The organism is Xanthomonas melonis (assembly GCF_020783655.1).
GTDB classification, from domain to species: Bacteria; Pseudomonadota; Gammaproteobacteria; order Xanthomonadales; family Xanthomonadaceae; genus Xanthomonas; species Xanthomonas melonis.
Window position 1 is genome coordinate 271865 of the sequence record NZ_JAJGQH010000003.1, and the last position, 26072, is coordinate 297936.

Sequence of the window (26072 nt, forward strand, 5' to 3'; positions counted from 1 at the left end):
TGCTGTACGCGAATCAGGTGTCTGGGAGGGCGCATGACCCCGCAAATTGCAACGATTCTTGGCTTGGTCGTCATGTTCATCGTGGCCACCGCCTTGCCCATCAACATGGGCGCGGTCGCCTTCGCGCTGGCGTTCATCGTCGGCGGCCTATGGGTAGGGCTGGACGGCAAGGAGGTGCTGGCCGGTTTTCCGGGCGATCTGTTCCTGACCCTGGTCGGCATCACCTACCTGTTCGCCATCGCGCAGAAGAACGGCACCATCGACCTGCTGGTGCACTGGGCGGTACGCGCGGTACGCGGGCGCATCGTCGCCATTCCGTGGGTGATGTTCGTCATCACTGGCCTGCTCACCGCGTTCGGTGCGCTGGGGCCGGCGGCGGTGGCCATCATCGGCCCGGTCGCGCTGCGCTTTGCCAAGCAGTACCGCATCAATCCCCTGATGATGGGCCTGCTGGTGATCCATGGCGCGCAGGGCGGCGGGTTTTCGCCGATCAGCGTGTACGGCGGCATCACCAACAAGGTGGTGGAAAAGGCCGGGCTGGATGTCACCGAGATGGCGGTATTCCTCACCAGCCTTGGCTTCAACCTGATGATGGCCATCCTGTGCTTCTGCGCCTTCGGCGGGCTCAAGCTGATGCGCCGGCACGAACTCTCGCTGGCCGATGCGCAGTACGTGCCGGTCACCGGCGATCAGGCCTCGCAACGTCGCTTCGCCATCGAAGGCCATGGCGCGCTGGTCGCTGCCGGTGGTGGCACCTTGTCCACCGACCCGCTGGCGCTGGAGTCGGTGGCGATCACCCGCGATCGCGTGATCACCCTGATCGGCTTGCTCGGCCTGGGCGTGGCCGCGCTGGTCTACAACCTCAACGTCGGCCTGGTGTCGATCACCGTCGCCGTCGCGCTGGCCTTGATTTCGCCCAATGCGCAGAAGGGCGCGGTGGATGGCATCAGCTGGTCCACCGTACTGCTGATCAGCGGCGTGGTGACCTACGTGGCGGTGCTGGAAAAAGCCGGCGCAGTGGATTACATCGGCACCGGCGTCTCGCATATCGGCATGCCGCTGCTGGGCGCGTTGCTGGTCTGCTACGTGGGCGGCATCGTGTCCGCGTTCGCGTCCTCGGCGGCCGTGCTCGGCGCCACCATCCCGCTGGCGGTGCCGTTCCTGATGCAGGGCCAGCTCGGCGCGGCCGGGGTGATCTGCGCACTGGCGGTCTCGTCCACCATCGTGGATGTCAGCCCGTTTTCCACCAACGGCGCGCTGGTGGTGGCCTCGGCTGCCAAGGAGGAGCGTGATGGCCTGTTCCGGCGTTTTCTGGTCTATAGCGGGCTGGTGGTCGCGTTGGGACCGCTGGCGGCATGGCTGCTGTTCGTGGTGCCGGGTTGGTTGTGACATCGGCGGCATGGGGCGAGGCCCGGGGGCGCCCCGGTAGAATGGACGCTCCCGCTCCGATGCCGACGACCTGCCCACCATGACCCTCGCTCCTGATTCGCGCAGCGCCAAGAAGCGCGTACCGCTGTACGAGGAAGTGGCCGAGCGTCTGCGTCAGAAGATCTACGACTACGTCCTGCCGCCGGGCGAATGGATCGACGAACCCGCGCTGGCCGAAGAGCTCGGCATCAGCCGCACTCCCTTGCGCGAGAGCCTCAAGCTGCTCGCCGCCGAAGGTCTGGTACAGATCGATGCCGGCCGCGGCAGCCGGGTCACCCGGCTGACGCTGGAAGACCTCAACCAGCTGTTTCCGGTGATGGCGATGCTGGAAGGCCGCTGCGCGCACGATGCGGTCAAGCGCATCGATACGGCCGGTGTGCAGCGCCTGGAAGAGTTGCATGCGGCGATGGAGGCCTCGGCCGCCTCCGGCGATCTGGCCGAGTACTACCGCAACAATTACCTCATCCACGAAACGGTGCAGCACTACGCCGGCAATCCGTGGCTGATCCGCGTCACCCACGACCTGCACCGCATCCTCAAGATGCATCGCGGACGACAATTGCTGACCCCGGGGCGGATGGCGCAATCGCTGGCCGAGCACCGGCAATTGATGGAGTGCGTACGGCGCGGCGATGCCGAAGGTGCCGAGCGCACCATGCACGGGCATCTGCTGAGCCAGGGCCAGGCGTTGGCAGCCTATGTGGCGGCCGGTGGCATGTTGAACGTGCCGGCACCGTTGCCGCGCTCGGGTGGGGTGTAGTGGGTTTGGCGTTGGCGTCTTGGGATGTTCTGCGAAGGGCGTTGCAGGGCCGCAGTGGGCCAGGATCCTGAGTTGGGGATTTGGGGAAGAGGCTTGAAGCAAGGGCAAAAGCTTCCGCGCCTGGCGGCGCGGGTGACTTTTGTCTTGGCAAAAGTCACCAAAACCGCTGTCGCCCGACGCGAGCCGGCGCAATACAGCCGCGCCGGTCCCCTGTGCTCCTCGCCACGCGCGGCACGGCGCCCAAACTCGCTGCGCTCAAACAAGGGCGCCTCTTCGGCCACGCGTGACTGCGGTGCTCGGCTCGCTTTAAGGCGACGGGGTGAAGCAAGATCAACGGCAACGGCAACGGCAACGGCAACGGCAACGGCAACGGCAACAGCAACAGCAACAGCAACAGCAACAGCAACGGCAACAGCAACGGCAACAGCAACAGCAACGGCAACAGCAACGGCAACAGCAACGGCAACAGCAACGGCAACAGCAACGGCAACGGCAACGGCAACGGCCACAGCAACAGCAACAGCAAGCCAATCTCTGCATCGGCAACGATCGGCCTGGGCTCGGGGAACCATCGGCGTACGGAGTGATCGCTGCGCCGGTACTCCATCCTTCTCCCACCTGTGGGAGAAGGTGCCCGAAGGGCGGATGAGGGCCGCGCCTGGTGCTAGCGCATGCCCAGCGCAAGCAGGTCTTCCACACGCTCGATCAGCTGCGTCCCTGCCAACCCGGCAAACGCCTCCGGATGCGCATAGCCCCACGCAACCGCAGCGAACGGCAGCCCCAGCACCTGGGCCGCTTCCCAGTCGGCGACCTGATCTCCGACATACACGGCCTGTGCTGGCAGATGCGCAGTGGCTCGCAATACACGCCGCAGGGCGCGCTGTTTGCCCAGCAGGTGCGCGCCACCCTCGATGACGGCGAATTTCGCGCTCAGCGCTGCGCCCAGTGCGCGCTGCACGTTCTCCACCGAATTGGACGACACCAGCGCCAGCCGCGTGCCGCGCGCATGCAGTGCGCCGAGCACGTCCGCGATGCCGGGAAACAATGCCGCCGGCGGCGCTGCACGCATCAGCCGAATGAAATCGGCCGCTACCAGCGGAATCCGCCATGCCGGCAGACCCGAGCGTTTGAGCAGTGCGCGCGTACTCAACCTGCGCGCGGCGTCTACATCATGCGCTTCTGCCGCGCGGAACCCGTGCCGCTCGGCCAGTTCGCGCTGTGCGCTCAGGAAGAAGCCGAACGAATCGGCCAGGGTGCCGTCGAAATCGAAAATGATCAGTGCAGGCATGGCAACGCGCGGCGCAGGGCGCCATAGCCTACCAACCCATCCCGCAGCTCCCACGCGCACACGTCCCCACGTGCACGCGCAGGCGATGCAAGGCTAGGCTTCGGCGAAATGCGCCACGATCGGTGCGTCGCCGTGGGCACTCTGCTCGATCACCTTGCGCTGCATCGCGCCCAGGTAGGCGTCCAGCTCCTCGGTGGACGCGAACACATCGCTCAGCGGCACGGCCTTCACCATGTCGAAGACCTTGCGGATCTGCGGCTGCGGGTGCGTCACCAGCACCTTGCCGTGGCGCGAGGCCAGCGCCTTGCGCGCCTTGAAGATGCTGCGGATACCGGCGCTGGAGATGTATTCCAGTGCGGCCAGGTCCAGCACCAGGGTGGTGATGCGGGTACCCAGCAACGGCGACAGCGCCGCGTCCAGGTCCTGGTAGGTGTGGGTGTCCAGCCGCCCGGTCAGGATGACGCGTTGACGGGTGTCTTGCGGCGGATCGATCTGGATCGCGAGCGTGGTCATGGCAGGGCCTCGGGGACAGGGGCGTACGGGTGTAGCAGGGTGATGCGCACGATGTTGTATGCACCATCGCGGCGGTAGTCGATGTGATCGGCGAACTGGTGCACCAGGAACAGGCCCAGCCCGCCGATCGCGCGATCGTCGAGCTCGCTGGCCAGGTCGGGCATGGGCGCGGCGCAGGGGTCGAAGGCGCTGCCCGGATCGTGCATTTCCAGCACCAGCGCCTGCGGGTCCAGCTGCAGTTTCAGGCGCAGCGGCTGCTCCACGCACTGGCCATGGGTAAGCGCGTTGCAGCCGAGCTCTTCCACGATCAGCCGCACCTGGCCGATGCGTTCGGCGTGCAGCCCTTCGCGCGTCAGCGAGTCTTCCAGCGCGTCGTTGGCGCCGGCCAGCTGGGCCAGCGATGGCGCAATGGCCAGATCGAACTTCATGTACTGGTCGCCTTTCCGGGACGGTCCCGGCCAGCCTCTTCCGCCTGCCCAGCATGCTCCTGCCGCAGCCGGATCGCCAGCAGCGTGATGTCGTCGTAGGGCTCGGCCTGGCCGGTGAAGCGCGCGATGTCGGCGATCACCGCCTTGCACTGCGCCGCCGCACTGCGGCGCGGGTGCAGCGTGGCCAGCAGGCGCTCCAGCCCGTAGCTGGCGCCGTGCTCGTCCATCGCCTCGGTCACCCCGTCGGTGTAACCCAGCAGCGTCTGCCCGGCGCTCATGCGGCCCTGCAGCACCGGGAAGGTCGTCTGCGGCTCGATGCCCAGCGGCGCGCCGGTGTCCAGGGGCAGCGGCTGTGCGCGGCCATCGGTGTCGATCAGCAGCGGCGGCTCATGCCCGGCGCTGGCCAGCCAATAATCGCCGCTGACCACGTTGATCAAGCCGCACAGCACGGTGGCGAACATGCAGGTGTCGTTGTTGTCGGCCAGGCGGGTGGAAGCGGCGATCAGGATCCCGTCCGGGCGCGTATGCCGGCGCGCGGCGATCTCCAGCACGCTCACCGCGCGCGCCATGAACAGGGCCGCCGGTACGCCCTTGTCGGACACGTCGCCCACCACGAACCACAGCAGGCCGGGCTCGGTTTCGAAGAAGTGGTAGAAGTCGCCGCCCACCGCCTTGGCCGGCTCCAGCCAGGCACAGGTTTCCAGGTGCGAACTGGCGCGATCGAAGGTGCGTCCGGAGGGCAGCATCGCCTGCTGGATCTCGCGCGCGATCTGCAGCTCGCTGTGCATGCGCTCGCGCGCGGCGGTCATCTCGCCGATCTGCGCGATGTGGTGGCGGATCGCATCGCGCGCGCTGTCGAAGGCGCGCGCCATCACGCCCACTTCGTCGGCGCGTTCGATATGCCGCAGCGGGTACTCGAATTCGCCGCGCCGGAAATGCTCGGCGGTGTCGGTCAGTTCTTCGATCGGCCGCGTCAGCGTGCGCGTGATCCGCCGCATCAAGCCCCACCACACTGCGGCCCCCAGCACCGCAGCCGCGGCCACCCACGCCGCCAGCCAGTTCAGGCCCGACAGCACGTAGGCTTCCGAGGCGGACAGCACGAAGGTCCAGCCGCTGTGCCCCACCGCCGCGCTATGGGTGAGGAAGCGCTCGCCGCCGGGCGCGGTGTGCGAGAACGAGATCGGCTGGCCCGCCGCCACCGCGCGTTGCAACGGCCGCAGATCGGGCCGCGAGCGCGCCACGTAGCTGTCCAGCGTGTGATGCAGGTTGAGCGCCGGGTCCGGGCTGAACACCAGCCGCCCTTCCGGCGACAGCAGCATCGGCTGGATCCCGATATCGCGCGGCAGCTGCTCGACGATCTCGCGCAGGTGTTGCAGCGGCAGATCCACGCTCACCATGCCCACCGGCGCCGCGTCCGGCGCATCGCCGGGCCGCCGCAGCGGCAGGTTGTAGCTGGTGTACAACGTGTTGCCGCCGTTGCTGTTGAGGTACGGCTCGGACCACCACGTCCGGCCCTCGCGCAGGGTGCGCTGGTACCACGGCATCGCGCGGTAGTCGTAGCCCACTTCCAGCGCCGACTTCTCCACCATGCGCGTGCCGTCGCGGTACACATTCCACACGAAGCCGGTATCGCCGGCCTTCTGCGTGCGCGGTTCGATCATCAGACGTGCCGAACCGATATCCGGGTCGCCGCTGAGCGTGGCCAGCAACAGGGCGCGCAGATTGAAGGGTTGCAGCCCCACAGCGCCACTGCTGGCGGCCAGCGTGCGGCCGCTGACCTGCACCGAATCCAGCATCGCCGCCAGGCTGCGCGCGGTCTGCTCGGTCAGCCCGTCCACTTCGGTGCGGGCGGCCTCCACCAACTCCGCGCGTGCGCCCAGGTAGAACACCGTGCCCAGGACGGCGAGCAGCACCACCAGCACGGCGGTGGCGGCCAGCAGCACGCGCATGCGCAGGCTGTGGCGCCAGTGCACGCGTGGAGTGACCGGCACCGGCACTGCAGGAACTTGCGGACTGCTGGCGATGGCGCGCTCTCCCTGCGGCAACGTTGCCGATCATGGCAGTTTTACGCGTGTCCACAAGCGCCGGTAACAGGCTCATCCTCACCTGTCCGTCATTGACCCTCCAAGCGCAAGCGGACTAGATTGACGCCCCAACTGCCACGGAGGCCGGCCTTGCGCCAGATTCTGACCCCAAGCCTGCTGGCCCTATTGCTCACGGCCTGTAGCGCCCCGGAGACCAGCATGACCCAGACCACATCCCCTGCAACCGAAGCCGCTGCCGAAGCCGACGTGGACGCCGGCGGTCGCGGCCTGGCCAAGGTGAACCCGAGCCCGCGCAAGGCCTTCGAGGTCACACTGACGCTGAACAACGCCCCGGGCGCTTTCGGCCTGGTGCAGGCGGCCGCGCAATACGATGTCAGCAACGAGCAGGAATGCGGCAAGATCCAGCCGGAAACCGGCACCGGCGCGCGCATCACCAGCCAGGAAGCGGTCGCGCTGAAGAAGGTCTCCGACACCGAGTACCGCGGCACCGTCTATCTGGACCTGATGCAGGACGAGGATTACTACGGCCGCGGCGTCTGCCATTGGGAATTCAGCGGCGCCAGCGTCATGCTCAAGGCCACCGGCACGGACGAGGAAACCCGCTTCCTGTCGTTCATCGATGCCAAGGCGGTGACGGCGCAGCAGGCGCTGACCAAGTACTACTGGAACAAGGGCTACCCACGTTCCGAAGCCAAGGGCTTCCCCGATACCGGCGAACCCAGCCCGGAGCAGTTCAAGCCCGAGATCCGCGATGAGCTGTTCACCATCACCCTGGCCTCCAAGGAAGTTGCGCCATGAGCATCCCTTCTCCGCATTACGCTGGACTGTCCGAGGACGTGTACAAGGACCGCGCGGTCGGTCGGCGCGCTCCGGGGCACGAGGAAATCGTCACCATCGAAGGGCAGCGCTATGCGGTGCTCGATCACGTCAACAACAAGTCCAACGGCTACCAGGGCACGATCTACCGGCGCGAAGCAAGTGGCGAGATCGTGGTGGCGCACCGCGGCACCGAGGGTGCGGTCAACGATATCCTCACCGATGCCCGCATGGTCACCTCGCGGACCAATCCGCAGGCGGCCGATGCGCTGGCACTCACCAAACAGGCGATGGACATCGCCAAGGACGTTGGCAACCGAACCGGCCATCAGCCGCAGGTCACCGTCACCGGCCACTCCCTCGGCGGCGCCCTGGCGCAGGTATCGGCGCACCACTACGACCTCAAGGGCGAAACCTTCAACGCCTATGGTGCGGCCAGCCTGAGCTACCGGATCCCGGAAGGCGGCAACAGCGTGGTCAATCACGTGATGGCATCGGACCCGGTCAGCGCGGCGTCGCCGCACTTCGGGCAGGTGCGCATGTACGCCAAGCCCGACGAGATCGCCACCCTGAGCGGTGCCGGCTACAGCAACAGCAAGGCCAACTTCCTGATTCCCGATTCCCCGCTGGTGGCGGCCGGCGGCTCGCTGGGCGCGCACAAGCTCGGCAACTTCCTCGGCGAGCATTCGGCGCTCAAGGATCCCAATGCGCGCCCGCTGGTCGAGCAGAACCAGCGCATGATCGACGAATACCGCAGCGACATAGATGGGCTGCGTACCGGCACCACCATCCTCACCCGCAGTGCGCGGGGGTGGGGGCAGGACGCCGTCGACGCCATCCGCGGCCCGCTCGCCCCGGGCGAGCCGGCCAGGCGCGAAGCGCGCGAGCAGGGCAACGACCACACCTCGCTGCGCATCGATCAGCCCGGCCACGTCGGCAATTCCCTGTTCCAGGATGCGCAGCGCGGCGTGCATGCACAGGACGCCCGCGCCGGGCGTACGCCCGACCAGCACAGCGCGCAGCTGGCGGGCAGCCTGGCATCGGAAATGCACGCAGCCGGCGGCCAGCGCATCGACGCGGTGATGATGAGCCCGGATGCTGCGCGGACCTTCGCCGTGCAGGGCAGGGTGGACGACCCCGCGCAGTTGCGCGTGAGCGTGGACACCATGGCCGCGATCAACGTCCCGCTGGAGCAGAGCAGCCAGCGCGTGGCCGAGAACGCCGCGCGGCAGTCGGTGGCGCTGGAACAGCAGCAGACCCAGCAACAGCAGGAGCAACAACAGCACGGCGCACGCGCGCTGGGCTAACCGCCAGCGCCCCCCAGCCCACGACAACGCCGGCCCTTCCGGCGTTGTGCCGCAGCTGCACCAGCGAACCGACCCATCGCCCAGCCTCGCCGCAGGAACCCACCCGGGCGCGACGGGCTCCATCGGTAACGCCCAATCGCGCCCGGGCGCGCTCCTACCGATGGCGATGCCCACCGCCATCGCCGATGGCTCGCCATCCCGCCGACGAACTCCTGCGGCCTCGGCGCCACCGCGCCGATCCTGTCGCTCAATGCCTCCCAGAAACACCGCTTCGCCCGGCAGTGTTTAGAGCGGCTAACAGAACTACTGCGCAGCAGCCAGGCGGGCGCGGCCGGTGCTCGGAATCCTCATGTACCACTCGTACACTCCGGTTCCTCCGCGCCGTCCACACCCACCTGACGACCGCTCGCTACGTTCTGTTAGCCGCTCTTAGTTGCATTGCGCAGCACCGCGCAGGTTTTCTGTTGCACCCGCACAACACGCGGCCACTGCACAGATGGTCGGCTCAAGGTTTTCCTGCATCGAGATATGTCGCAATTGCGCACCAGCTATAGCGGCCTCAAGCGCGTTGCGTGGCCGTGTTGGAATCCCCACCGGCTTGCGACGTGGCAAGGCAGGGAACGGGCCGGTACCGGCACCGTTGCAGCTGCGCAGCAGGAGTCGGGGGGATCACACAAGGCGCCGTCTGGCGCGACATCCATCGATACGGGAGTGTTTCATGAGCGTTTTTCAGTCGTACTACAGTCGCTTGCTGCTGGTGTTGCTGTTGTCTGGCATCAGCGCCGCTGCCGGCGCGCAGGACATAGCCAAGGGCGCCGATGTCAGCTGGATCACCCAGCAGGCCGCGCACAACCCGCCGCAGACATTCCGCGATGCGGCAGGGCACGACACCAGCTTCTTCAAACTGTTCAAGGATATCGGCGGCAACGCGATCCGCCTGCGGGTGTGGGTGAATCCGTCCGGCGGCTGGAACGACGGCCGCGACACCCTGTACAAGGCCAAGCTCGCCGCAGCCCAAGGCCTGCGCATCATGATCGATTTCCACTACAGCGATACCTGGGCCGACCCGGGCCACCAGTTCCGGCCCGCAGCCTGGGCCAACCACTCGCAGGCCCAGCTCAATACCGATGTCTACAGCCACACCCAGGGCATCCTCAAGTACCTCAAGGACAACGGCATCACCGTCACCTGGGTGCAGGTGGGCAATGAGATCAATGCCGGCATGTTCTGCGGCAATTGCCCCCCTCCGGTGAACTTCGCCACCATGGCGCAGGTGATCAACAGCGGCTACAACGCCACCAAGGCGGTGTACCCCGGCGCCAAGGTCATCGTGCATCTGGCCAATGGCTACGACAACAACAACTTCCGCTGGTTCTTCGACAGCCTGCGCTCGGCCGGCGGCAAGTGGGACGTCATCGGCATGTCGCACTACCCTGAGCCGGGCAGCTGGCAGCAGACCAATGCCCAGCTGGAAACCAACATGCGCGACATGATCTCCCGCTACAACAGCGACGTGATCGTGGCCGAGGTCGGCATGGACTGGCAGCAGGCGGCCACCACCCGCGCCATGCTGACCAACCTGCTCAACCGCAGCACCAACGTCGGCTCGCGCGTGCTCGGCGTGTTCTACTGGGAACCCAACGCCTATCCCAGCTGGCAGGGCTACACCAAGGGCGCGGTCAATACCAACGGCCAGCTCACCGAAGCGCTGCAGGCGTTCTGAGCGGCAACCACACCGCAACCCGCAGCAGGCGCGCACCCGGGCGCGACGAGCCTTATCGATCAGGTCTCATCGCGCCCAGGTGCTTCCCTCAGATGGCGCTGCCCACCACCATCGCCGCAGGCCCGAGGTCCCGCCACGCCATCCACCGTACGAACGGACCGCATCGCCCACACCCGCCGTAGGCACGCACCGGGCGCGACGCCGCGCAATCACCGCCTCACCCAGCGCACGACACCATTCCATTCCATACGCCACCGTAGCGAGGATTGGCAAGAGGTGGCTGCGGTACACTTGGGGGTTCACGAATTCACGATGTCGACACACCCGCGGGGTGTGTCCCCCCGGGAGCGCTAATGAACTGGTTGAACGAAGTGCTGCACAACGATCCGAACCCGCTCGAGACGCAGGAGTGGCTCGAATCGATCAAGGCCGTCATCGACGTCGAAGGCCCTGAGCGCGCCCATCAGCTGCTGGAAGGCATGGTCGAGCAGACCCGCCGGGCGGGCGCCTACCTGCCGTTCTCGCCCACCACCGAGTACGTCAACACCATTTCCCCGGCCAACGAGGCCAAGAACCCCGGCGATTCGGCGCTGGAGTGGAAGATCCGCTCGATCATCCGCTGGAACGCCATGGCCACCGTCGTGCGCGCCAACCGCAAGCCGGGCGACCTGGGCGGCCACATCGCCTCGTTCGCGTCCAGCGCCACGCTGTACGACGTGGGCTTCAACCACTTCTGGCGCGCGCCCTCGGACAACCATCCGGGCGACCTGCTGTTCATCCAGGGCCACAGCGCCCCGGGCATCTACGCCCGCGCCTTCCTCGAAGGCCGCATCAGCGAAGCCCAGCTGGACAACTTCCGCATGGAAGTGGACGGCCAGGGCATCTCGTCCTACCCGCACCCGTGGCTGATGCCCGAGTTCTGGCAGACCCCCACCGTGTCGATGGGCCTGGGCCCGCTGGCCGCCATCTACCAGGCGCAGTTCATGCGTTACCTGGAAAACCGTGGCCTGATCGAGAAGTCCGACCGCAAGGTGTGGTGCTTCATCGGCGACGGCGAATCGGATGAGCCCGAAACCCTCGGCGCCATCGCGCTGGCCGGCCGCGAAGGCCTGGACAACCTCATCTTCGTGGTCAACTGCAACCTGCAGCGCCTGGACGGCCCGGTGCGCGGCAACGGCAAGATCATCCAGGAACTGGAAGGCGTGTTCCGTGGCGGCGGCTGGAACGTCATCAAGCTGCTCTGGGGCGGCTACTGGGACGCGCTGCTGGCCAAGGACACCAACGGTGTGCTGACCAAGCTGATGATGGAAACCGTCGACGGCGAATACCAGAACTGCAAGGCCTTCGGCGGCGCCTATACCCGCGAGAATTTCTTCGGCAAGTACCCCGAGACCGCGGCCATGGTGGCCGGCCTGTCCGACGACGACATCTGGCGCCTCAACCGTGGCGGCCACGACCCGCACAAGGTGTACGCCGCCTACCACCAGGCGGTGAACACCAAGGGCATGCCCACCGTGATCCTGGCCAAGACGGTCAAGGGTTACGGCATGGGCTCGGCCGGTGAGGCGCTCAACCCCACCCACCAGACCAAGAAGCTGGACGATGCGGCGGTCAAGCACTTCCGCGACCGCTTCAATATCCCGGTCACCGACGCCCAGCTGGAAGACGGCCAGGTGCCGTTCTATCACCCCGGCGAAGACTCCCCGGAAGTGCAGTACCTCAAGGAGCGCCGCGGCGCCCTGGGTGGCTTCCTCCCGCAGCGCCGTCCCAAGGCCAGCAAGTCGTTCGTCGCGCCCACGCTCGACAAGTTCGAGCGCCTGCTCAAGGACAGCGGCGAGCGCAGCTATTCCACCACCATGTCGTTCGTGCAGAGCCTCAACATCGCCCTGCGCGACAAGGAACTGGGCCCGCGCATCGTGCCGATCGTGGCCGATGAAGCGCGCACCTTCGGTATGGAAGGCATGTTCCGCCAGATCGGCATCTATGCCCCGTTCGGCCAGAAGTACAAGCCGGTCGATGCCGACCAGCTGATGTACTACCGCGAAGACCAGACCGGCCAGGTGCTGCAGCAGGGCATCAGCGAGCCGGGCGCGATTGCGTCCTGGATGGCCGCCGGCACCAGCTACTCGGTGTCGGATGTGCCGATGCTGCCGTTCTACATCTACTACTCCATGTTCGGCTTCCAGCGCGTGGGCGACATCGCCTGGCAGGCAGCGGACATGCGCACGCGTGGCTTCCTGCTCGGCGGCACCGCCGGCCGCACCACGCTCAACGGCGAAGGCCTGCAGCACGAAGACGGCTTCAGCCAGGTCATCGCCGGCTCCATCCCGAACGTGCGTAGCTACGACCCCACCTTCGGCTTCGAAGTCACCGTCATCATGCAGCACGGCATGAAGGCGATGATGGAAGACCAGATCGACGAGTACTACTACATCACCCTGATGAACGAGAACTACGCTCACCCCGGCATGCCGGACGGCGCAGCCGAGGGCATCATCAAGGGCATGTACCTGCTCAAGGACGCCGGCAAGCCCAAGAAGGGCGAGCTGCGCGTGCAGCTGCTGGGCAGCGGCACCATCCTGCGCGAGGCCATCGCCGCCGCCGAGCTGCTGGACAAGGATTTCGGCGTCACCGCCGACATCTGGTCCTGCCCCAGTCTCAACGAAGTGCGTCGTGATGGCTACGCCGTGGAACGCTGGAACCGCCTGCACCCGGAAGCCGAACAGCGCAAGCCGTACGTCACCCAGCTGCTGGAAGGCCGCCAGGGCCCGGCCATCGCCGCAACGGACTACGTGCGCGCCTTTGCCGACCAGATCCGCGCCTTCGTCCCGATGACCTACACCGTGCTCGGCACGGATGGGTTCGGTCGTTCGGACACGCGTGCGAACCTGCGCCGCTTCTTCGAGGTGGATCGTTACTACATCGCGCATGCGGCGATTGCCGCGCTGGCGAAGGATGGCAAGATGACCGGTAAGGATGTAGCCCGGGCGATCAAGCAGTACAAGATTGATCCTGAGAAGGCTAATCCTGTTGGGGTCTAAGGATCTGAGATAGATCTGTGAGAAAAGGGCGGCTCTGCCGCCTTTTTCTTTTTCCTGGGGACTGGTGTCGATACTAAGACCATGGTAAGAGTCTGTTCACTGCCAAGCTCCCGAAATTCTGAGAACTAGATTGAAATGAAAAGTAGTAACCCGCCTGAGCTTAGTCTTCTGGATAGACTTGCGAGCTACACAAATTTAGAGGACGCAGAGGGGCATCCGATTCACAACCTCCATCCCTATCCCGCGAAGTATATTCCCAAGCTTCCAAGGAAGGTTATAGCCGAACATGTCAACGAAAGGCATCGAGTGCTTGATCCCTTCTGTGGGAGCGGAACGACTCTGGTGGAGGCGGCGCTTCAAGGTGTGCGCAGCGTCGGCGTTGACTCAAATCCAGTAGCCGCAATGATTTCGCGAGCGAAAACCACCTCCCTAAACTCAGATGAAATCATCGCTGCGGAGCAAATGGTGGCGCGTGTAGTTTCAGCTCGAATTCAAGGGGTGGATGGTCGGCTCATGATTCCAGATTTTCCACGTATTGACCATTGGTTTCAAAAAAATGTTCAGCGCGAGCTGTCATGGATATTCTCAGAGGTTAATAAAATCAAGAGTGACAATCTGAGGAATTTTCTCAGGAGCGTTGCCTCCAGTATTGTAACTTCAGTTTCCAATCAAGATTCCGAAACTAGGTATACAGCTGTCTGCAAATCTATCGAGGATGGGTTTGTTCTCCAGCGTTTTGAACGGAAGCTCAAAAAGTCGATAATGGTTGCCTCTGAATGGGCGTCCTTGGGTTTGCGGCCAGACCGAACACCCGATGTGATAAATTCTTCTATTGCTTCCCTTACAGATGCACAGGTGGCGGATAATTCAATTGACCTTATAGTTACTTCACCACCTTATCCAAATAGTTTTGATTATTATCTTTATCATAAGATGCGAATGGTTTGGCTTGGATTTAGTTTCTCCGATGCCCAGTCTGATGAAATTGGGTCAAGGTATGAGCACTCAAGTAAGCGAGCGCCGATTGACACCTTTGTTGCTCGTATGAAGCCGGTAATGGCTCAGCTTTCTCGTGTTCTCAAGCCATCGAAGTTGGCATACTTGTTTGTTGGAGATTCGGTCATTAACGGCTCCTTTGTAAATATGAGTGAGCTATATTCCGAGTTGGCAACGGAAGCAGGATTTAAATTCGTAGACGAGCGCTCGTATGGTTTAAATTTGGTTTCACGATCCTTCAAGGATACGCGAGACTCAGCCGGTTTTATTACTAAACAGAAGAAGATGCAGCGAGTGATTCTTCTCGAGTCAGTAAAATCTTCCCTAAGCAGAAATACGACGCGTCCAATGGCGACTCCTGCGCCGTCAGTTCCTGCGATCGAGCTTTCCAAAACTCCAAGAAATGGAGCCGTCGTGGCTCTTAGGACTGATGATTCAGATCGCCATGTGCACTCTCTGATTCCTTACCCGTCAAAGTTCATTCCGGAAATTCCTCGCTGGGCAATACAGGAGTATTCCAAGGCTGGTGACACTGTGCTGGATCCTTTCTCCGGATCCGGTACAACTGCTGTAGAGGCAATGCTGCTAAATCGCAATGCGGTATCGGTTGACATTTCGCCATGGGCATCCTTGCTAACCCGGGCGAAAACGACCATTTGTGATAAGAGTGATCTCCTCCGTGCATCAGAATATCTCCAGGCCGCGCTCAAGAACGGCAAGCTACCTGTTAAAAAATTCAATAGATTTGATCTTGACGAATTTTGGTTTAATCTAGATCATATTAACCATTTCTCTTCCATTAGGAGTCTGATTGAAAACGACGTTGATCCAGCGCTAAAAGATTTTTTCTTGGTGTCGCTAGCTTCGACGATAAGGGCTTTCAGCTATCAGGATCCTGCGCAAATTAAAGTCAAGCGAGATGCTAAAAAAGTTGCTGCGGGGACTATAAGTCCTGTGCAACTATTTCTTCGTCGACTTCCGCAGCATGTGGAACGCCTTGCGCGATTCAATGAGCTCTTATCTAGCCGCCCGTCCCACCGGTCCATAACTGAATCTGTCGGAGATTGGGCGAGTCGCGGGAATGGGGAGGAATACGACCTGGTCGTCACGTCCCCTCCCTATATCAATGCAATGAACTATGCAATGAGCTCGCGGTATGAGTTGATTCTCCTTGACTTGCTTGGAGGGGTGAAAATTAACGAGCACCAGAAGGGGTACTATGGTACCGAAAGAGTGTATGCAAAGGACTACAAAAAGGTGTGGTCCGTAGATGAAAGTTGGTCATCCTCCGCTGAATTGAATGAGATTATTAGGCGCGTCCATGCCGGGGAGCCAAAGAGGTCGTACATCGTCTATGACTTCTTTGTGAAGATGAGGTTTGCATTCCAGGGTATTTTGAATAATCTTCGCCCCGGTGGACACTTTGTGATAGTCACAGGGACCAATACGATTCGGCAAGTTCCGATCGACACGCATCGTCTTCTTACAGAGATCGCTGTGGACCTCGGTTGCGAACTTGTTAGCGAATTTCATTACGAAATTTTGCGTCAACGGCTAAAAATTACTCGTCATGTGACTGCTGCACTCATTCCGCATGATGGCGTTGCAATTCTGAAGTGGAATGGGAGGAATAATGGATAAGGTGAAAGTTAAACTGCTTCATCATAAAGAGGCTTCTTGGGCTCACTACTTCAAAAGGTATACCTCGATTGCGGCGCTTGAGACTGCAGGAATGATTGAGGTAGAGATAGCCAGTTTGCCTCAGCAAAATTCATCTCGTTCGTTTGCGTTCCTGCCAGAAAAGCTGCGTAGACTGCTGTTTTTCGCCAAGCCAGACTTGGTCGTTACGATTGATGATGGCCGTCGGCCAATTACACCAGTCTTTGCGCTTGACGTTACCGAGCATGTCGCAGCCAGAGATCACTGGATTCAGAGATTCCCTAATTTGGTTGGATGTGCCCAAGAAGGGGTACCGGGAGCGTTCGTGGCGCCACGGGATATGGCCGAGAGGGCGAACTTTAAAGGAAAAACGGATCCATTCTTCTTTTTTGCCTACGATCGCGTAATGGAAATTCACAGCACACCGATGTACATCGCGGAATGGCCATCTAAAAACGGCGCAGATCTTGATGGAGACCAATATTGGCCTGACTTGCCGCCCTCCACGGCAGCTGGTATGAAAAAGGTGTTCGAATTCTTCGATCTCGTACTTGATGCATCGATGAAGGGCGCCGATCTGCATGCTCTAAGTCGTGATCGACTTATAGTTGAGTTAAGGCAGGAGCTGAGGTCCAGCGCGTATGCGAAGGTTCCTCAAGTCAAGGATTTTAAGCGACTTTCAGAAAACATGCCCAATAACAAGTTGTTAACCGGAGTGGAGGTCACGGCGTGGCTCAAGGCCAAAGGCCTAGAATTGCCAAGCTCCGTGCCAGATAGGATTGCCAAGCGCTCTAGAAATCTCATTTTTACTCCCGTTCTGAAGGGGACGGCAGAGAAAAAGCGAGCTGCGTTACTTAGGCGAATTCAACTGAAAGGGGGGGATCCATACACTCAGCAGCCATTAGTGTTTGACTATCTGTTCTGCCGTCTGGGGCCGACAACAGTTGAGCGCGATGCAAATCTATTCATCGATTTGAGTGTCTTGAAATTCTCTGATTTTGCCTCTTATGTTTCAAGTACTTGGCAGGGATCGCCGCTTGGTAAAACTTCACTAGTCCAGATTGGCGATGACTTGCCAATCTATACCCTTCATTTACGGGAAGGTATATCGCAGGTGGTCAAGAATTTTGTTCGTTTGTACTCCTGGTCAGCAGATGTAATTATCTTCGAAGATGGAGTGATCTACTTTTGAGAGACGAAAGTGAGCTCGTTGCATTAGTGGCCGAAAAATTTAAATGCAATGGATGGATGGTTATTGTGGCTCGCCCATCTCAGAATCGTCTTTACTTTATTGAATCTTCCGGGCGGAGAAAAGCTCCAGACTTTGTTGCGTTCAAGTTTGGGCGGTTGTTCATAGCCGAAGCAAAGTGCCGATCTGCTGATCTATTTTCGATGGGGAAAGGGGCGATTTCTGATGTTTCATCACTGAGGGAGCTTGCTCTCGAAAGTGTCCGTCTTCCGTTCCTTGATAAGGTAGGTCTTCGTTTGAAGCATTTGGGAGCTTCCGGTATTGCTATTAAATCTGTTGAGCTTGGTTTGATCGCGGCATCTGAGCTGTCATCCGTACATGCAAATGCAAGTGCTGATTTTAATGTGATTGTGGCTAAGGATGAACACACGATTTGCGCTGACGCTCTGTTTATCTGGTAGTAGTAGTGAAGCCTAAAGGCTAGGCTAAAGGGGACGGAGGCCAAAAAAAGAAAAAAAGCAGAAAAAAGGGACGGAGGCAATTAAGCGAACCGGTCGTACAAGCCCGCGCGGCGATGTCTGATAGCGGGCCTGTGTCGCTGCCGCCAGGCTGAGATCTTCTTCTTGAGCAGGAGGCCCGGCCATGCCGCGTCAGCCGCGTCTGGAACTGCCCGGCGTTCCGATGCATGTTGTCCAGCGAGGCGTGAACCGGTGCGCGATCTTCTTGGACGATGAGGATCGGCACCACTATTGCCTGCTGTTACGCATGGCCTGCGAGCGCTTTGCTGTGCGGGTGCATGCATTTGTGCTGATGGACAACCATGTGCACCTACTGGTCTCGGCGGATAAGGCGGGCGCGGTGTCTTCGGCGATGCGGCTCAGCGGCCAATCGTATGTGCAGGCCTTCAACGTCAGGCACCGGCGCAGCGGAACACTGTGGCAGGGGCGGTTCAAGTCCTGCTTGGTGCAGACCGAACGATATGTGCTCACGGTACTGCGCTATATCGAACTCAATCCGGTGCGCGCCCGCATGGTGGCATTGCCAACCGAGTACCGCTGGTCAAGCGTGCACACGCATCTGGGGCGTGCGAAAAGCCAGCTCATCACGCCGCACGAGGTCTATCTGCATCTTGGCTGCGATGCAGCCGAGCGGGTGTCTGTCTACGCGCAGTGGCTGCATGCGGGCCTAGCCCAAGAGGACGAACAGTCGATCCGCCGTTATCTCATGCAGGAGCGCGCCTTGGGCGACCCGCGCTTCCAGGCGATGGTGGAGCGTGCATTGGGCAGGCCAACGAAGTGCTATCCGCGTGGCCGTCCTGCCGGGGTGACTCAGGTGGGTTAGTTGCCTTTGTCCATCAGGGAGCTCGCTGCAGCTAGGAGAGCTGTCAAAGACGGTGTATAAGCAAGCAGCGCCAGAGGTGGGCAGCTCGCTGGCCTTGCGTGAAGTGAAGGGCTATTACAGGTATGCATATGCAACGGTACGGACAACTACTGCTATGTGTTCTGGCGTGCTCAGGCATCCCGGTGCTGACAAGTTGTCAGCCACAGACAACCGGGACGCCCGACGTACCAACCCACATTGCGGCTAGTGGAGAAGTCCCCATCGTTCGACCACTGCAGTTGGCGACTATGGCCAGTCCCGTGGTAGTCGAATTCAACGTGGAGCCTCCTGGCAAGAGCGCGACTGGCACACTCTTCCTGGGTATCCGCGTTAGTGACGAAGATGCTCTGAAGTCAATTGAAGCTGCTCAAGCGCTCCGCAGATCTGACTTGCACGCTGAGCTTGTTCTGAAGCGGCTTGAACCAAACGGCGCAGTCAACATGCCATTGGCGCGTGTCGAATCGCAGGCAGGCGTCCCCGCCCGGACCATCGCTGTGAGTGCGGACGGGCGTGTTCCAGGCGTGTGGCTGGACGAGGTGGATGGCTCGTCACTTCAATCTGCGGGTATGGAATCCCCAGAGCGCCACTACACGCAACTTGCGTTCGCATGGGCGCAAGGAATTCAGCCTGGCAAGTATCAGCTGAGCATCAGGCTGCTTGGCCAGCCGCCGCAGTTGGCATCGATCGAATCCGAGTTGCTGGTCGCTTACCGGCACAAATCAAAGTAGGAACACCTCATGGACGATAAATACGCTGTCACTCTCTACGTTGCCGCTCCAGGGACACCGCTTCTTGACGGTGGAACATCAGCGGCAGGGCACATGTATTACACAGTCACGCACGGGAAGGAACAAACCAGCTTCGGGTTTGCGCCCATCGAGCACGGCGTGATGTCAGGACCTGGAAAGGTCTACAACGATGACGCCGATCAATACCAAAAGCCTTTCTATCAACGCACGATGGAGATCAGCAAGGATCAGTACGAAAAATTGATGGAGTTTGGTGCAAAGCCCGGCGAACACGGCTTCAATACGCAGTATCACGGCGCAATGAACAGTTGCATCGATTACACATGGGGCGCTGTCAATTACGCCGGTCTGCATCGTACCGACCTGAAGTTCATACAGGATAAGGACTTCGAGGGTGGCCTGAAACCGCTCAGCAACGTTGAGTACATCCGTAGTATCAAAGCCCCTGTTCCCGACAGCGAATTGAACACTGAGCAATACAACCCGATGCCGGAGCGGACACTCCTGCAGCGCGTGATCAGTGATGCGCAGTTGCCAAACAAGGATCGTGAGATGCTCAACACGATTCGGGAACAGGTTGCAGGCATCGATCAGCAACATGGCAGGGCCTACGATGCCACTAGCGAGAAGATTTCCGTTGGTTTGCTGGCAACCGCCAAGGAGAGCGGACTGAGTCGCGTAGACCACGTGGTTCTCGGAAATACTCCTAGTGATGGAGCAGGCCAGCGCCTATTTGTAGTGCAAGGCGAGTTGGATAACCCTGCTCATCTCAGAGCATCGATAAAGGCCGCAGAAGCAGCAAGAACACCTGTCGAGCAATCATTCGCAAAGGTCGAGCAAATCTCTAACACCCAACAAGAACGTGCGTTGGCAGCACAGCAGGAACCCGCACTTGAGCAAAGTCGGGCGCCGATGCAGATGGGTTGATCGCCGTTGGCTTGGCTGGGAACGGGAGCTGGTTGGTGAGGAAATGGATGGGTCAAGATGCTTAGCCGATAAGTGAGCTTGACGCCGGCGAATCAGCAGGTCCTTGCTTTGAGAATCAGGAGGAAGACGTCGTGGTTGCGCTGCTTCCATGAATAATTGCGAGTTGAGAGGCTGGACTATGGGGCGCGTTGTCAAGGCAGTGTTAGTTTTGGGGCTTTTGCTTGTGGCCGCGTCTACGGGTTGGGGTTCTTTATTCGCTACCAGCTGCTACAGTGACGGCTGCCTCGGTGTTCTGGTGCTGTGGGCGGCAGGGGTAATTTTCGCGCTGTTAATGGTGCTCGGGTTGATTACTCGCGGCTTGGTAATCCGTTGGAAAAGTGGCAAGTTCCCTCAACAAACATGGCAATTGTGTGGGATCGCATTGGCCTTATGGGGCGGGATCGTGGCTTTGGGATACTTCTTCGCCAACACGCGGTCCTAGGTCGGCAGGAGAATTACACATGACATGAGCGATCCCGCAGAAGCCTTTCTATCATCCGACCAAAACTAGTCGCAAATCACGGGGTCAGGTTAAACCTGACTCCGTTAGCGTCGGCTCAGCGGCCGATCCTATGTGCAGCCGTTCAATGCCAAACACCTACGCAGTGGAGCCATTCCAGGCGATGGTGGAATGTGTGTTGCGCAGACTAACGAAGTGCCACACGTCCGGCTCTGGCAGAAATCTTGAGGTGTTTGATTGCCTTTGTCCCCGTCAAGCTAAGCAGGCCGCCTCGGGCCATGGATATCCCGCTGATTAGGACGTCGAAATCTTCGACAAAAAAATACAGAGTGCGATCCAGGTTGCGATACAAAGGCGTAATTCTATTTTTAGCCATCGGCGTGCGCGCAATCGCGCGATAAAAAGAATGATCGTAAGCGCCGGCGGTAATGCAAGCGCGGTAAGGATAGTTACTAGTCCTAGCGAATCGAAGAGGTGTTCAGCATAGTCGTAGACATTGCAGACTAGTGAGCCACAATTGCCATATGCGAAGGGGATAAGCGACCTTAATATGGTCACCAGCCAGAATACTAGGCAGCCTAGCCAAGCGGTTCGGTACAGAATCCGTGTGGCGAGTTTCGTGCGCTCCCAGATTGTGCGGTGGCCGGCACGGGTATTAAGACTAATTTTTATTCTTACCTTATCTCAAATAGTTTTCTTATAATGTCTGGGTGAAGCGGCTCATCAAAGTTTCGATCGTTCTTGGTCGTTGTACTGTGTCGTTGTAAAGGTGAGATGAGTAGGGGCGCGTATCGGCATAGAATGCTGGCTTGTTACTGCAAGAAAAAATTCCTGCTTGGCGGCTATCTGCTTGTTGGGGCGTTATCTTGCCGATTAGCCCTCAGCCAACAATTGCTCGTACGACTGCACGCGTATACGTAAGCGAATGAGATGCCATGACATCGCAAAGGCAAACAGTAGCGTGAAGGCAAGCACGCCCTGGATAAGGGTGATCTTGCTCAATACCGTCCAGTCGCCCAAACGCCAGTCTTTCAACTGCAAATAGAGGGCAAGCAGGACAGGCATGAAGCCAAGCTTCTCCATGCCACCGGTGAACAGGCCCAGGCGGTCGTGCATGTTGGTGCGACGATCACGCATGAACGCCTCGCGTCGACGCCGTTGTTCCAGCGGAAACCTGCGAAGCGCCGCGACGATCGATTGATACTGATGGAACTCCCGCTCCATCAGCTCTGCGTGATCCGCATAGGGGCGGCGGAACCCCGGCCACTCGCGCTTGACGGTTAGCGCTGCCGAGACCACAAAGCCTGTCAACTCAGTGACAAGGCCGAAAACGGATAAATAAACGCCAGTTTTGCCATCTAGCAAAGTACCGGCCAAGATCCCGACGCCCGCACCGATCAAGCCAATCGCCAAGCTCCAGCGCTCGACTGGACCGGCACGGCTCTGCTCGGTCACCTGGGTGTAGTGAGCCATTGCTGCAGAGAGCGAGGGAAAGCTAGGGTCTGTGAGCGTGATTGCCTCTCCATCAACGGCGGCGCTGCTTTCCGTTGCTACTTCATCCACTGAAATCATCTATCTTTCCTCGGCGATCACGCGTCGAACCAACGTCTTTGACGATCAGTATTCCTCAGCCTTAGATGGTTTGCCAGCACGCTGCCAAAAGACGTCAAGCGTTCGCCTATGCCGCTATTGACACACGCACGTCGCGCTCGCAATCTAAGCCCAAGGAGCGTCGAAACTCCTCACACAGCGGTACCCACCTCCGTCAAACCGGTGGGTTTTTTGTGCCTGCATCCTGCAGGTGCAAGCCGACGCAATGCCTGCGTCGGGAGGGCGGCTAATAAAACACCCGCAAGGGGAATACGCCCGCCGGCTGTGTGCGGTTTCGAACCTCCCGACATCCCGTCGCCGTTGGCGGCGGTTCTTGGGTTGCTCCAGGAGGGCGTTGCCATGTCTACCGCACCATCCATGCCGGCATCTGTGTCGGTTGATCTGTTCCCAGCCTCCGCTCACCGCCTGCATTGGTATGTGCGTGAGGTGCTACCCCAGCTCGCCGCACGCGCAGCTGTTGAGCAGGCGAACGCCCATCCCGCGCATCCGCTGAGTCGCCAGCTCGCCGTGTTGCCGCACAGCTTGCGCCGCTGGGCCGCACGCAGTGCCGTGGCGTTGCAGCAGTGCGTTGCTGCACCCATCACCGGCCATCACCGGGAGGCGCCATGACACGCCGCCGCCCACCTAAGGCATCTGCCAGCGCACGGCCTACCCGCACGCGTACGCGCCCCGCACCGCCCAAACGGGTGCAGTGGGTTGTGGTGGAACCCGACCGCACCAAGCTGCCACCGTTGCTGCCGCCCGACCCTGACGCCTCCCCGCAAGGCCCCGGCACGCTACGCGCACCCCGCCGCGCCCGCCGCCCGCGCCACTGCACCGTCAGCTACACCCATTACCCCGGCGCCCACGACCACGCCGGCGACCAGCACGTGCCCCATGTCCGCCTCAGCGGCCTATGGCTGGAACAACTGGGCTTTGCCATCGGCACCAAGCTGCGTATCACCGCCAGCGAAGGGCAGCTGTTGATGGAGGTGTTGCCGCCGGTGGAGGTGCCGGCCAAGGCGCGCAGCGTGCGGCGATGATGCTGCGGCTGCCAGACCCCTTGCGATTGACCTCGGTGCCGGATGCCACTAGCGTCGCAGCCACACCAGCGCACAACGGACGCTTCATGATCGCGCGCCCCCTCTACGCGTTGCTCGCCACCCTCGCTCTGGGCGCATGCGCCCACACGGCAGCCACCCCAGCCCCGGCAACCGTCACGTAGACATCTGCCATGAGGGACGCCGTGCAGGCACCAGGGAGCCTGTCGTTGGATCGCCCGCAGGCAATCAACCAGACTCAGGCCCAGGCACGCGAACAGCAGCAGGCGCTGGGCAGTCGTTGATGGAGGTGTTGCCGCCGGTGGAGACGCCGGTAGCGCCAAGCAGGGCGCGGCGCTGGGCTTGGGGCCGACGGCCTGAGGCGGCACCAGGCTTGGGCAGAGGCGCGGGAAAACCCTTCACTTACGTGAGTTTGGTTCCCCAGCGTATTCCGTTGCTAGTCCATGAAGCGAAGAGATCCGCGGCCACTGTACTGGCCGGAACGTGCCCGAACTGGTTGCGTGATGTAACTTGTCCAGCCTCGACACATTGAAGGTGCACGGCCATGAAAGGCATTGGGAATAGTTGTTATGCACTAATCTTTGCGGGAGTTTTTTTGCTGCCTGGGTGCGGTAAAGCACAGCCGGAACCGGATAGCCAGCAAGCAGCGGCCACCGCTGTGACGCCTGCTTCTACTCCAATCACAGATGTCGATGCACCGCGACCTCCCCAGATTGTGATCGGTACCTATGTCACCGAAGGTGGATGGGGGCGCCTGATCATTGATGCACCCAAGGGCCAAGAACTTCCGAAGTTCTCCTTGGATACAGAGAATGTCGACAGCGGATGTACGCTTTCTGGTCAGTTGGATAAAAGCGGCCGCGCGGTTGTTTATGAAGGTGCAGAGCCAAGTCAATGCTCGCTTGCTCTAAAGATGGAGGCGAATGGTGTAGCCATCAGCACTTCGACCAAAGAGCAGTGCCAGGCCTATTGCGGAAGCAACGGCAGCTTCGAGGGAATCTATAAGCGTGTGTCTTCAAGCTGTGCCACCGATGCGATCGAGAAGGCGCGTCACGACTTCAAATCCTTCTACGATAAAAAGAAATATGTCGAAGCCAAGGGTGCGCTTGCGCCCATTTATCAACGCTGCGTTCCGACAATGAGTTTGGCCGATGAGGGCGCACTACGGAACGATTACGCGCTCACGCTCTATAAGTTGAAAGACAAGCCAGGTTGCCTGTCAGCTTTATCCAAATACAAGCAAGATGCTGCTCGTACGGATGACCAGATTTCCGAAGGGATGGTGCCAGCGGTCGTTGATGAGTATTTGACCGTCATCCACGCTGCCCGCACGAACATAGCGCTTTGCAGCCGTTAGTTGATTGATTTGTCAGCCAAGGAGAAGGACATGCCACAAGAAACAGGACAACCAGCGCAGCCGCAGTTGAGTGACAACGAACTCAAAACACTTGCTTATTTTGCGATCGGCGTCGCATCAGAGGGAAGCATGGCAGGCAAAAACGTTGCCTACCGGCTTTCATTTGCGGGGTCCATGAATGATGGTGTGATGACGCCCATCGGCAATAGTGGATTTTCAATCGGGACACTACAAACCGATCTCGGGCAACATCCAGATGTCGCAACCGGTCTAGTTGACGCCTATCAGGGATGGGCTAGGCAACAAACACCCGCCGTAGCTCTTTCAGAGCAGCAGCGCACGCAGACCATCCACGACTTACAGCGGGATGGTCATGCCATCAAGGCGGAGAATGGAAGAGCACTTGATGGAACGGTCAAATCAAACATTGATCGATTTCTTGCTTCTGACGCGGGAGTCGCTTTTGTACATGAGCACGACCGAACTCAGGTCGAGCAGCTGATGCGAACGGGCGATGGTGCAAAAGATTTGGGCAGCGCAGTGCAGCAGCTACGCAAGACGGATCTATATGCAGAGTCAGGTCTGAATGATCAAGCAAAGTTGGCAACGATGATCATGAAGCTCGAAAACCAGGCTGGACGTGGTCGCTACCCTGGCGTGCTAAAGGGTATCAACGACGGGACGTTACAGAGTGTCGACGACGTAAAGACGAGAATCGACGGCATGCTTCCCAACAAGATCGTCAAAGGTCACGAGCAGGCGGACTACATCGAAAGCGGTGTAGAGCATGCACTTAAGGGTACCGCAGTCTTCAACGCGTTGCGTGAGGCAAACCAAGCAAGCCCACTCTCTGCTGCGTACGGTAGCGTGGTGGCCGATCCACTCATCAATCCAACTGATGCACGCAATGGCCACGGCGCTACTGATGTATCTCATCACTACGGTGTGGTTAAAACCCTCTTCTTGCAGAACGGCGAAGCCCCAGCTTTTATCCAGTCAGTGGATCAAGGCGCAAGTCACGCATGGGGGCGCCCACAAGCTGAGGGAAAGAGCGGTCCAACCGCAGGTCTTTACTCTTCTGGCAACGATGTTGTTGTATGGAATCGTGACGGTCAGGGCCATGCAGTTGTTGGTGGTGTGTGGTCGGATGCTTTACGCGGTAGTCTGAACCGTGAGCAGCACCAGGATGGAACGACTGATATCAACCGCACGAATTCGGATGGCTCGCACGAACGCCTGCTCCATGTCGATCCGCATGCAATTCCATTGCGTGTACCAGGTGAGGTCGGGCATGAAGCCCAGCCTGTAGGGCCGAC

The 26072-nt window shown here is 60.4% G+C and carries 20 protein-coding genes, 1 other RNA gene and 2 pseudogenes; 17 read left to right on the forward strand and 6 right to left on the reverse strand.

All coding sequences use genetic code 11. The features are described 5' to 3' along the window. The first annotated feature begins 33 nt into the window (after window positions 1–33). Entirely contained in the window at window positions 34–1389 is a 1356-nt protein-coding gene (locus LL964_RS04600; RefSeq protein ID WP_104585957.1) for an SLC13 family permease, read from the forward strand. Between the two features lie 79 nt (window positions 1390–1468). Then, window positions 1469–2188, forward strand: coding sequence for a GntR family transcriptional regulator (locus LL964_RS04605; protein ID WP_104585955.1), 720 nt, complete (start codon window positions 1469–1471; stop codon window positions 2186–2188). A 154-nt stretch (window positions 2189–2342) separates the two neighbouring features. Here LL964_RS04605 and LL964_RS04610 read toward each other — a convergent pair whose 3' ends face one another. From LL964_RS04610 to LL964_RS04630, 5 genes are all read right to left on the reverse strand, one after another. After that, on the reverse strand, window positions 2343–2795 hold the full coding sequence (locus LL964_RS04610) for a hypothetical protein (RefSeq protein WP_228329380.1): 453 nt from the start codon (window positions 2793–2795) through the stop codon (window positions 2343–2345). 57 nt (window positions 2796–2852) lie between these two features. After that, a complete protein-coding gene (locus LL964_RS04615; RefSeq protein WP_104585953.1) occupies window positions 2853–3476 on the reverse strand; it encodes an HAD hydrolase-like protein in 624 nt (207 codons plus the stop codon). 93 nt (window positions 3477–3569) lie between these two features. Further along, window positions 3570–3989 carry an STAS domain-containing protein gene (locus LL964_RS04620; RefSeq protein WP_104585951.1) on the reverse strand — a complete coding sequence of 140 codons (420 nt, stop codon included), beginning with the start codon at window positions 3987–3989 and terminating at the stop codon, window positions 3570–3572. Continuing rightward, the gene (locus LL964_RS04625) at window positions 3986–4417 is read right to left on the reverse strand and encodes an ATP-binding protein (protein WP_104585949.1); all 432 of its coding nucleotides are present in this window, start codon (window positions 4415–4417) and stop codon (window positions 3986–3988) included. The genes LL964_RS04620 and LL964_RS04625 overlap by 4 nt, the downstream gene beginning before the upstream one ends. Beyond that, the gene (locus tag LL964_RS04630; RefSeq protein WP_228329384.1) at window positions 4414–6366 is read right to left on the reverse strand and encodes a SpoIIE family protein phosphatase; all 1953 of its coding nucleotides are present in this window, start codon (window positions 6364–6366) and stop codon (window positions 4414–4416) included. The genes LL964_RS04625 and LL964_RS04630 overlap by 4 nt, the downstream gene beginning before the upstream one ends. A gap of 294 nt (window positions 6367–6660) precedes the next feature. Between LL964_RS04630 and LL964_RS04635 the strand changes: the two genes are divergently transcribed. From LL964_RS04635 to LL964_RS04685, 11 genes are all read left to right on the forward strand, one after another. Next, window positions 6661–7260, forward strand: coding sequence for a hypothetical protein (locus LL964_RS04635; RefSeq protein WP_167395221.1), 600 nt, complete (start codon window positions 6661–6663; stop codon window positions 7258–7260). After that, window positions 7257–8585, forward strand: coding sequence for an XVIPCD domain-containing protein (locus LL964_RS04640; protein WP_104585945.1), 1329 nt, complete (start codon window positions 7257–7259; stop codon window positions 8583–8585). Before LL964_RS04635 ends, LL964_RS04640 begins: the two co-directional genes overlap by 4 nt. 349 nt (window positions 8586–8934) lie before the next feature. Then, a non-coding RNA gene (locus LL964_RS04645) (sX9 sRNA) lies at window positions 8935–9010 on the forward strand. Between the two features lie 293 nt (window positions 9011–9303). Next, window positions 9304–10308, forward strand: coding sequence for a glycosyl hydrolase 53 family protein (locus tag LL964_RS04650; protein WP_104585943.1), 1005 nt, complete (start codon window positions 9304–9306; stop codon window positions 10306–10308). Between the two features lie 353 nt (window positions 10309–10661). After that, window positions 10662–13349: a pyruvate dehydrogenase (acetyl-transferring), homodimeric type gene (aceE, locus tag LL964_RS04655; protein WP_104585941.1), complete on the forward strand. Its 2688-nt coding sequence runs from the start codon at window positions 10662–10664 to the stop codon at window positions 13347–13349. A 135-nt stretch (window positions 13350–13484) separates the two neighbouring features. Then, the gene (locus LL964_RS04660) at window positions 13485–15986 is read left to right on the forward strand and encodes a DNA methyltransferase (RefSeq protein WP_104585939.1); all 2502 of its coding nucleotides are present in this window, start codon (window positions 13485–13487) and stop codon (window positions 15984–15986) included. Further along, a complete protein-coding gene (locus tag LL964_RS04665) occupies window positions 15979–17196 on the forward strand; it encodes a hypothetical protein (protein WP_146092323.1) in 1218 nt (405 codons plus the stop codon). Before LL964_RS04660 ends, LL964_RS04665 begins: the two co-directional genes overlap by 8 nt. Continuing rightward, complete coding sequence (locus tag LL964_RS04670; RefSeq protein ID WP_146092322.1) at window positions 17193–17654, forward strand: hypothetical protein; 462 nt, start codon at window positions 17193–17195, stop codon at window positions 17652–17654. The genes LL964_RS04665 and LL964_RS04670 overlap by 4 nt, the downstream gene beginning before the upstream one ends. 181 nt (window positions 17655–17835) lie before the next feature. Next, window positions 17836–18534: a transposase gene (locus LL964_RS04675; protein WP_104585937.1), complete on the forward strand. Its 699-nt coding sequence runs from the start codon at window positions 17836–17838 to the stop codon at window positions 18532–18534. 287 nt (window positions 18535–18821) lie between these two features. Then, entirely contained in the window at window positions 18822–19301 is a 480-nt protein-coding gene (locus LL964_RS04680; RefSeq protein WP_228329381.1) for a hypothetical protein, read from the forward strand. Between the two features lie 9 nt (window positions 19302–19310). Further along, window positions 19311–20249: an XVIPCD domain-containing protein gene (locus tag LL964_RS04685; RefSeq protein WP_104585935.1), complete on the forward strand. Its 939-nt coding sequence runs from the start codon at window positions 19311–19313 to the stop codon at window positions 20247–20249. Between the two features lie 1372 nt (window positions 20250–21621). Here LL964_RS04685 and LL964_RS04690 read toward each other — a convergent pair. Further along, window positions 21622–22320 (reverse strand): hypothetical protein, encoded by a 699-nt coding sequence (locus LL964_RS04690; RefSeq protein ID WP_104585931.1) that lies wholly within the window; start codon window positions 22318–22320, stop codon window positions 21622–21624. Between the two features lie 644 nt (window positions 22321–22964). Between LL964_RS04690 and LL964_RS04695 the strand changes: the two genes are divergently transcribed. From LL964_RS04695 to LL964_RS04700, 4 genes and pseudogenes are all read left to right on the forward strand, one after another. Beyond that, window positions 22965–23381 (forward strand): SymE family type I addiction module toxin, encoded by a 417-nt coding sequence (locus tag LL964_RS04695; protein WP_104585927.1) that lies wholly within the window; start codon window positions 22965–22967, stop codon window positions 23379–23381. Beyond that, window positions 23378–23560, forward strand: a pseudogene (locus tag LL964_RS20130) (hypothetical protein); the annotation flags it as partial. The gene LL964_RS04695 and the pseudogene LL964_RS20130, both read left to right, overlap by 4 nt. A gap of 18 nt (window positions 23561–23578) precedes the next feature. Beyond that, window positions 23579–23683: pseudogene (locus LL964_RS20135) on the forward strand (XVIPCD domain-containing protein); the annotation flags it as partial. A gap of 260 nt (window positions 23684–23943) precedes the next feature. Beyond that, window positions 23944–24756 (forward strand): hypothetical protein, encoded by an 813-nt coding sequence (locus LL964_RS04700; protein ID WP_146092321.1) that lies wholly within the window; start codon window positions 23944–23946, stop codon window positions 24754–24756. Window positions 24757–26072: the final 1316 nt, after the last annotated feature.